Source organism: Streptomyces sp. NPDC044704, assembly GCF_056433525.1.
Genome location: NZ_JBWKGY010000002.1, coordinates 794,093 through 803,822, shown reverse-complemented (window position 1 = coordinate 803,822; position 9,730 = coordinate 794,093). Strand labels below are relative to the sequence as shown.

Genomic DNA, 9,730 nt, shown 5'->3' with positions numbered 1-9,730 from the left:
GTGCTGCTACTGCCTGCTGACCGCTGTGCTAGATGCCGAGCTCGTTCTCGATGAAGTCGAAGAGCTCGTCGGGGGTGGCTTCCTGGAGCTTCTCGGCCACGGCCCCGTCGCTGGATTGGGCTTGCGGTTCACCCCATTTCGCCAGGAGGGCCTGCAGGCGCGAGGCGATGCCGGCGCGCGTCTCCCCGTCGGGGTCGAGGACGGACAGCGCGGATTCGAGCCTTTCGAGCTCCGCGAGACCGGGCGCGGCGGCGGTGCTGCCGTCCTGGACGATCTCGGCCCGGAGGAACTCGGCGAGTACCGCCGGCGTCGGGTGGTCGAAGACCAGCGTGGCCGGGAGCTTCAGTCCGGTGGCGGCGTTCAGGCGGTTGCGGAGCTCCAGCGCGATCAGGGAGTCGAAGCCGAGCTCCTTGAACGCACGGCCCGCGCCCACCTCGTCGGTGGTGGGGTGCCCGAGCGCGGTCGCCGCGTGCGAGCGGACCAGTTCCAGGACGGCCAGGGCCTGTTCGGTCTGCGGCATCACCGACAGCCGTCGGCGCAGCGCCTCGGCCGGGGTTCCCTCCCCGCCCGCGCCGCCCGCTCCACCGGCGGCCTGCGCGGTCGGTGCCAGCCTGCGGACGTCGGGCAGGTCGCCGAGGAACGGGCTGGGGCGTACCGCGGTGTAGCCGGGGGTGAAGCGTTCCCACTGGATGTCGGCGACGGCGACGGCCGGCTCGGTGTGGTCGAGGGCCTGCTGGAGTGCGCGGATCGCGGCGCCCGGCGCCATGGCGGGTACGCCGCCTCGGTCGAGGCGTTCGCCGATGGCGCCGCCCGCGGCCAGCCCGCTGTCACCCCAGCGGCCCCAGGCCACCGAGGTCGCGGGCAGGCCGTCGGCGTGCCGCTGCTCGGCGAGGGCGTCGAGGTAGGAGTTGGCGGCGGCGTAGTTGCCCTGGCCGGCGTCGCCGAGCGTGCCTGCGATTCCGGAGAAGAGCACGAACGCGGACAGGCCGAGGTCGCGGGTCAGCTCGTGCAGGTGCAGGGCGGCGTCCGCCTTGGGGGCGAGTACGGTCGCAAACCGTTCGGGGGTCAGCCCGTCGATGACTCCGTCGTCGAGGACACCGGCGGTGTGGACGACCGCGGTCAGGGGCTGGTCGGCGGGGACGGCGGCGAGGAGCGCGGCGAGCGCGTCGCGGTCGGCGACGTCGCAGGCGGCGAGGGTGACCCGGGCGCCGAGCGCGGTGAGTTCCTCACGCAGCGCCTCGGCGCCGGGCGCGTCGGGCCCGCGGCGGCTGGTCAGGACCAGGTGCCCGGCTCCGTTCTCGGCGAGCCAGCGGGCCACGTGCGCGCCCAGCGCCCCCGTACCCCCGGTGACCAGCGTCGTGCCGTGCGGCTTCCAGGCGGGCGCGGTCGGCGCGTCGGCGAGCGGCGCGCGGGCCAGCCGCCGGCCGAACAGCCCGGAGGTACGGACGGCGACCTGGTCCTCGGCTCCGTCGCCGGCGAGGACGCCCGCGAGACGTTCCAGGGTCCGGTCGTCGGCCTGCGCGGGCAGGTCGATCAGGCCGCCCCAGCGGTCGGGGAACTCCAGTGCGACGGTCCGGCCGAAGCCCCACAGGAGCGCCTGTGCCGGATCCAGGAGCCTCTCCGACCGGGCCACGGAGACGGCACCTCGGGTCAGGCACCACAGGGGCGCCGACACGTCGGCGTCGCCGAGGGCCTGGACGAGCGCGGCGGTGCCGAGGAGTCCGGTGTGCGCACCCGGTGACGGCGTGGCGTCGGCGTCGGCGTCGAGGGCGAGGAGGGAGAGGACTCCGGCGGGGTCGTCCTGACCGTCGGTGGCGGCCTTGAGGGTGGCGGCGAGCGCGTCCCGGCCGGCCGCGTCGGCGGCCACGGTGACGGTACGGACCTCGGCGCCACGGTCGGCGAGGGTACGCAGGACCGCGCGGGCCCGCTCGTCGGCGGGACCGGTCAGGCCCTCGGGTACGACGACCAGCCAGGTTCCGGTGAGCCGGGTCGTGGTGGCTTCGGTCAGGGGCTTCCAGGTGACGCGGTAGCGCCAGCCGTCGACGGTGGACTGTTCGCGGCTCTGCCTGCGCCAGGAGGACAGCGCGGGGAGCAGGGCGGTCAGTGGCTGGTCGCCCTCGACGCGCAGTTCGGCGGTGAGCGCGGCGAGGTCCTCGCGTTCGACGGCTTCCCAGAAGCGTGCGTCGACGGCGCTCTCCGCGGCCGGAGCCTCCGCCTCGACGGGCGCTGCCTCCGGCCAGAACCGCTGCGACTGGAACGCGTAGGTCGGCAGGTCGACCCGGCGGGCACCCGTCCCCGCGAATACGGCCTCCCAGTCCACGGTGACACCACGGACGTACGCCTCGCCCAGGGACAGCCAGAACCGCTCCAGACCCCCCTCGTTACGGCGGAGCGAACCGAATACCGCCGCCTCACGGCCCGCGTCCTCCACCGTCTCCTGCATCCCGACGGTGAGGACGGGGTGGGGGCTGGACTCGATGAACACACCGAAGCCCTGACCGAGGAGGGTCCGGGTGGCGTCCTCCAGCTCCACCGTCCGGCGAAGGTTCCGGAACCAGTAACCGGCATCCAGCTCCGGCCCCTTCACCCACTCCCCCGTGACCGTCGAGAGGAACGGCACCTGCGCGGGCTGCGGGACGACCGGCGCGAGGAGCTCGTCGAGTTCCTCCCGGAGCAGTTCGACCTGCGCGGAGTGCGAGGCGTAGTCCACCGCGATCCGCTTGGCACGTATCCCGTCCGCCTCGCAGGCGGCCAGAAGTTCTTCCAGGGCCTCCACCTCGCCCGAGACGACCACGGAAGATGGGCCGTTGACGGCGGCGACGGAGATCCGCTCCTCACCCCAGGGTGCGATCCGCTCGCGGACTTCGGTGGCCGGCAGGGGCACGGACACCATGCCGCCGCGACCGGCCAGCACCCGCCCGATCGCCTGACTCCGCAGAGCCACCACGCGGGCGGCGTCTTCGAGGGAAAGGATCCCGGCGACGCATGCGGCAGCGATCTCGCCCTGCGAATGCCCGATCACCGCACCCGGACGCACACCCGCCGCACGCCACACCTCGGCCAGGGACACCATCACCGCGAACAGCGCAGGCTGCACCACGTCCACCCGGTCGAACGAGGGCGCGTCATCGGCACCCCGGAGCACGTCCACCAACGACCAGTCGGTGAAGGGTTCCAGGGCCTTGGCGCAGTCATCAACCCGGGCAGCGAACACGGGTGAAGCGTCCAACAGGGCGTCGGCCATGCCCACCCATTGCGACCCCTGTCCGGGGAACACGAACGCCGTCTTGCCCCCGATGACCGACCCCTGGACGAGCAGGGGTGCGGTGCCTCCGGCGGCCAGGGTGGCCAGGCCCGCGAGGTGTTCGTCCCGGTCCCGTCCGATGAGTACCGCGCGCCGGTCGTGCGCCGTGCGGCTGGTGGCCAGGGAATGGCCGATGTCGGACTGTCGCAGGTCAGGACGGGTGGCGAGGTGGTTCAGGAGGCGTTCGGCCTGGCCGCCGAGCGCCTTCTCGGTCTTGGCCGTCAGCGGCCAGGGCAGCGGCGTCGACGGGTCGGTACCGGTGTCGTGCGGGGTCGTCGTGGTCAGTAGGGGGTGGCCGGTCGCGGACGCAGGGGTCCCCCGCCCGTCGGCCCCCCGCCCGTCCGGCCCCTGTTCCGAGGTGCCCGGTTCCGGGGAGCCGGCTGCGGCCGGGGCCTGTTCGATGATGGCATGGGCGTTGGTCCCGCTGAACCCGAACGACGACACACCCGCGCGCCAGGGGCGGTCGGGGGTCTCGGGCCAGGCCCGCTGTTCCGTCAGCAGGGCGACCTCGCCCGCGCTCCAGTCGACGTGCGGGGTGGGTTCGGCGATGTGCAGGCTCTGCGGCAGCACGCCGTGCTGCATGGCGAGCACCATCTTGATGACGCCGGCGACGCCGGCCGCGGCCTGCGCGTGCCCGATGTTGGACTTGATCGAGCCGACCAGCAGCGGCCGGTCGGCCGGGCGGTCCTGCCCGTACGTCGCCAGCAGCGCCTGGGCCTCGATCGGGTCGCCCAGGGTCGTACCGGTGCCGTGCGCCTCGACCACGTCGACCTCTGCGGCCGACAGGCGGGCGTTGGCGAGGGCCTGGCGGATGACGCGCTGCTGGGACGGGCCGTTGGGCGCGGTCAGGCCGTTGCTCGCGCCGTCCTGGTTGATCGCCGTCCCCCGGATGACGGCCAGTACCGGGTGCCCGTTGCGCTGCGCGTCCGACAGGCGCTCCACGAGGAGCATGCCGACGCCCTCGGCCGGGCTGAAGCCGTCTGCGTCGGAGGAGAAGGCCTTGCAGCGTCCGTCGGTGGACAGTCCGCGCTGGCGGCTGAACTCGATGAAGGTGCCGGGTGTGGACATGACCGTCACCCCGCCGGCGAGGGCCATGGAGCACTCACCGCTCCGCAGCGCCTGGACGGCGAGGTGGAGGGCGACGAGCGAGGCCGAGCAGGCGGTGTCGACGGTGACGGCCGGGCCTTCGAGACCGAAGGTGTACGAGAGGCGGCCGGAGACGACGCTGCCCGCGCTGCCGGTGGCCAGGTGCCCCTCCAGGCCGTCGGCGGCGCCCCGTACGAGGTGGGAGTAGTCGGAGCCGTTGGTGCCGACGAAGACACCGGACTGGCTGCCGCGGAGGGTCTCCGGGTCGATGCCGGCCCGTTCGAAGGCCTCCCACGTGGTCTCCAGCAGCAGCCGCTGCTGCGGGTCCATGGCCAGGGCCTCGCGCGGGGAGATCCCGAAGAACCCGGGATCGAAGGCGGCCGCGCCGGAGAGGAACCCGCCTTCGCGGGTGTAGGAGGTGCCCTGGGCGTCGGGGTCGGGGTCGTACAGCGCCTCGACGTCCCAGCCCCGGTCGGCGGGGAACTGCGAGAGCCCGTCACCGCCGGAGGCGAGCAGCTGCCACAGTTCCTCGGGGCTGCGGACGCCGCCGGGGAAGCGGCAGCTCATCGCGACGACGGCGATCGGTTCGGCGTCGGCCCCCGAGGGGGCCGCCGTCGGTACGTACGCGGTGCCCGGCGCGCCCTGGCCGGCGAGCTCGGCCCGCAGGTGCCGGGCGAGGACGGTGGGCGTCGGGTGGTCGAAGACGAGGGTGGGCGGCAGGGTGAGCCCGGCGGCGGAGTTCAGGCGGTTGCGCAGCTCGACGGAGGTGAGGGAGTCGAAGCCGAGCTCCTTGAACGCCCGGCCGGCCTCCACGGCGTCGGGCCCGGCGTAGCCGAGGACGGCGGCGACGGCCGTACGGACCAGGTCGAGCAGCAGCCGTTCCTGTTCGGCCTCGGGCTGCCCGGCGAGCTGCCGGGCGAGGACGGCGGCGCTGCCACTGTCCTCCGCCGCACCGGTGCCGGCGCTGTCCATGACCTGCCGGGCTTCGGGCAGGTCGTGCAGCAGCGGCCGGGCGCGGCCGGAGGTGAAGGCCAGGACGAAGCGCTTCCACTCCATGTCGGCGACGGTCAGGGTGGTTTCGTCGCGGTCCAGCGCGTGCTGGAGTGCGGTGACCGCTCGCTCGGGGGCCATTTCGATGACGCCGTGGCGGCGCATGCGGTCGCCGACGGCGCCTTCTGCCATGCCCCCGTCGCCCCAGGGCCCCCAGGCGACGGAGGTCGCGGGCCGGCCGGCGGCGCGCCGGTGCTCGGCGAACGCGTCGAGGAATGCGTTCCCGGGCGCGTAGTTGCCCTGGCCGGGGGCGCCGAAGGTGGCGGCGAAGGAGGAGAACAGCACGAACGCGGACAGGCCGAGGTCGCGGGTCAGCTCGTGCAGGTGCAGCGTCGCGTCGACCTTGACCCGCAGCACCCGTTCGATCTGTTCGGGGGTCAGCGCCTCGATGACCCCGTCGTCGAGGACGGCCGCGGTGTGGACGACGGCCGTGAGGGGCTGGTCGGCGGGAATGGTGGCGAGGAGCGCGGCGAGGGCGTCGCGGTCGGCGACGTCGCAGGCGGCGAGGGTGACCCGGGTCCCGAGCGCGGTGAGTTCCTCCCGCAGCGCCTCGGCGCCGGGCGCGTCGGGCCCGCGGCGGCTGGTCAGAACCAGGTGCTCGGCGCCGTTCTCGGCGAGCCAGCGGGCCACGTGCGCGCCCAGCGCCCCCGTACCCCCGGTGACCAGCGTCGTCCCGCCGGGCCGCCAGTCCCGTACGGCCGGCGTCTCGGCGAGCCGGGCCCGCACGAGACGCCGTACGAACAACCCCGAGGACCGAACGGCGACCTGGTCCTCGACGGCGTCACCGGCCAGGACGCCCACGAGGCGTTCCAGGGCCCGGCCGTCGGCCTGCGCGGGCAGGTCGATCAGACCGCCCCAGCGCTCGCCGTGCTCCAGGGCCGTCACCCGGCCGAGACCCCAGACCGGCGCCTGCGCGGGATCGGTCTGCCGCTCGGAGCGGGCCACGGAGACCGCTCCCCGGGTGACGCACCACAGCGGCGCGGCCACGTCGGCGTCGCCGAGGGCCTGGACGAGGGAGAGCGTGGCGATCACTCCGGCGGACGCGGACCCGCCGATCGGTTCCGCTTCCGTTCCGGCGCGGGTCAGGAGGGACAGCACACCCTGTGCCGCAGGGCCGTCGGCGAGCGCCTCGCGGAGCCGCCCGGCCAGCTCGGCCCGGGCGCCGTGGCCCCCGGGGACGCTGATCTGCCGTACGTCGGCGCCGCGTTCGGCGAGCGTACGCAGGACCGCGCCGACCCCCTCGTCCACGGCGCCGGTCAGCGCCTCGGGAACCGCGACCAGCCAGGTCCCGGTGAGCCGGGCGGTGGTGGGCTCGGGGGCCGGCTTCCAGGTGACCCGGTAGCGCCAGCCGTCGACCGTCGACCGCTCTTGGCTCTGGCGCCGCCAGGAGGACAGCGCGGGCAGGAGGGCGGTGAGCGACTGGTCCGCGTCGATGTCCAGCTCGGCGGTGAGGGCCGCCACGTCGTGCCGCTCGACGGCCTCCCAGAAGCGGGCATCGACGGAGTCCACCGGGGAGCCGGCGCTGCCGGGTTCCTCGGCGGTGCCGCTTTCGAGCCAGAAGTGCTCCTGCTGGAAGGCGTAGGTGGGCAGGTCGACCCGGCCGGCACCCGTCCCCGCGAACACGGCGTCCCAGTCCACGGTGACGCCGCGTACATAGGCCTCGCCCAGGGACAGCCAGAACCGCTCCAGACCCCCCTCGTTACGGCGGAGCGAACCGAGGACCGCCGCCTCACGGCCCGCGTCCTCCACCGTCTCCTGCATCCCGACCGTCAGGACGGGGTGCGGGCTGGACTCGATGAACACACCGAAGCCCTGACCGAGAAGGGTGCGGGTGGCGTCCTCCAGCTCCACCGTCCGGCGCAGGTTCCGGAACCAGTAGGCGCCGTCCAACTCCGGCCCCTTCACCCACTCCCCGGTGACCGTCGAGAGGAACGGCACCTGCGCGGGCTGCGGGGCAACCGGCGCGAGCAGTTCGTCGAGTTCCTCCCGCAGGAGCTCGACCTGCGCGGAGTGCGAGGCATAGTCCACCGCGATCCGCTTCGCACGGACCCCGTCCACCTCACAAGCGGCCAGGAACTCCTCCAGAGCCTCCACCTCGCCCGAGATCACCACCGAGGAAGGACCGTTGACGGCGGCGACGGAGATCCTCTCCTCACCCCAGGGCGCGATCCGCTCGCGGACTTCGGCGGCCGGCAGGGGCACGGACACCATGCCGCCCAGACCAGCCAGCACCCGTCCGATCGCCTGACTCCGCAGAGCCACCACCCGGGCCGCGTCCTCCAGCGACAGGATCCCGGCGACGCACGCGGCAGCGATCTCGCCCTGGGAATGCCCGATCACGGCACCCGGACGCACACCCGCCGCACGCCACACCTCGGCCAGGGACACCATCACCGCGAACAGCGCAGGCTGCACCACGTCCACCCGGTCGAACGAGGGCGCGCCTTCGGCACCGCGGAGCACGTCCACCAACGACCAGTCGGTGAAGGGTTCCAGGGCCTTCGCACACTCGTCGATCCGCGAGGCGAACACGGGCGAGGTGTCCAGCAACCCGGCCGCCATACCCACCCACTGCGAACCCTGCCCCGGGAACACGAACACCGTCTTGCCCCCGATGACCGACCCGGTCACCACACCCGCAGCCAGCGCACCCGACGCCACCGCACCCACACCAGCAGCATGGTCACCCAGCACCACCGCCCGGTGATCCAGCCCCGCACGCGTCGACGCCAAAGACCAGCCCACATCCAACGGATCAACCGACGGCACACCCGCCAGCCACCCCGACAACCGCTCCGCCTGCGCCCGCAACGCCCCCGCACTCTTACCCGACAGCACCCACGGCACCACCGGCAACGCCACGTCCCCGGCCGCCTCAGCCACCTCACGCTCCGGCGCCTGCTCCACGATCACGTGCGCGTTCGTCCCGCTGAACCCGAACGACGACACCCCCGCACGACGGGGGGCACCGGTCTGCGGCCAGGCGACGTTCTCGCCGATCAGGGAGACGGCGCCCGCCTCCCAGTCGACGTGCGGGGTCGGCGCGTCGAGGTGGAGGGTCCTGGGCACGAGGCCGTGCCGCATCGCCTCGACCATCTTGATGATGCTCGCGACGCCGGCCGCCGCCTGGGTGTGTCCGATGTTGGACTTGATGGAGCCGAGGAGCAGCGGCCGCTCGGCCGGGCGGTCCTGCCCGTACGTCGCCAGCAGCGCCTGGGCCTCGATCGGGTCGCCGAGGGTGGTGCCGGTGCCGTGCGCTTCGACGACGTCGACGTCGGCGGCCGACAGGCGGGCGTTGGTGAGGGCCTGGTGGATGACCCGCTGCTGCGAGGGGCCGTTGGGGGCGGTCAGTCCGTTGCTCGCGCCGTCCTGGTTGATGGCCGAGCCGCGGATCACGGCGAGCACCGGGTGCCCGTTGCGCTGTGCGTCCGAGAGCCGCTCCACGAGGAGCATGCCGACGCCCTCGCCCCACCCGGTGCCGTCGGCGGCCGCGGCGAACGGCTTGCAGCGGCCGTCGCTCGCGAGTCCGCGCTGGCGGCTGAACTCGGTGAAGGTGGCCGGGGTGGCCATGACGGTGACGCCGCCGGCGAGGGCCATGGTGCACTCCCCCGCCCGCAGGGCCTGTACGGCGAGGTGCAGGGTGACCAGGGAGGAGGAGCAGGCCGTGTCGACGGTGACGGCGGGGCCTTCGAGGCCGAAGGTGTACGCGACCCGGCCGGAGGCGATGCTGCCGGAGCTGCCGGTGCCGAGGAAGCCTTCGACGCCTTCGGGGACGGAGTCCAGGCGGGCGGTGTAGTCGTGGTACATCACGCCGGCGAACACGGCCGTGCGGCTGCCGCGCAGGGACGTCGGGTCGATGCCGGCGCGTTCGAACGCCTCCCAGGAGGTTTCCAGCAGGAGTCGCTGCTGCGGGTCCATGGCCAGGGCCTCGCGCGGGGAGATCCCGAAGGGCGCGGGGTCGAAGCGGGCGGCGTCGTAGAGGAAGCCGCCTTCGCTGACGTAGCTGGATCCGGCGCTGTCGGGGTCGGCGTCGTAGAGCGACTCGACGTCCCAGCCACGGTCGGCGGGGAATCCGGAGATCGCGTCGTCGCCGTCGGCGACGAGCCGCCACAGGTCCTCGGGGGTGCGGACACCGCCCGGGTAGCGGCAGCTCATCGCGACGATCGCGACGGGTTCCTGGTTCTGCTCCTCCACTTCGCGCAACCGCCTGCGGGCCTGGCGCAGATCGGCGGTCGCCCGCTTGAGGTAGTCGCGAAGCTTGTCCTCGTTCACCATGTGCGTGGGCTCCAT

The 9,730-nt window shown here is 73.7% G+C and carries 1 protein-coding gene; it reads right to left on the bottom strand.

Annotated features, from left to right (window positions below):
- Window positions 1–28 precede the first annotated feature (28 nt).
- Window positions 29–9,712 (bottom strand): type I polyketide synthase, encoded by a 9,684-nt coding sequence (locus AC07B0_RS07485; RefSeq protein WP_478897258.1) that lies wholly within the window; start codon window positions 9,710–9,712, stop codon window positions 29–31.
- Window positions 9,713–9,730 lie beyond the last annotated feature (18 nt).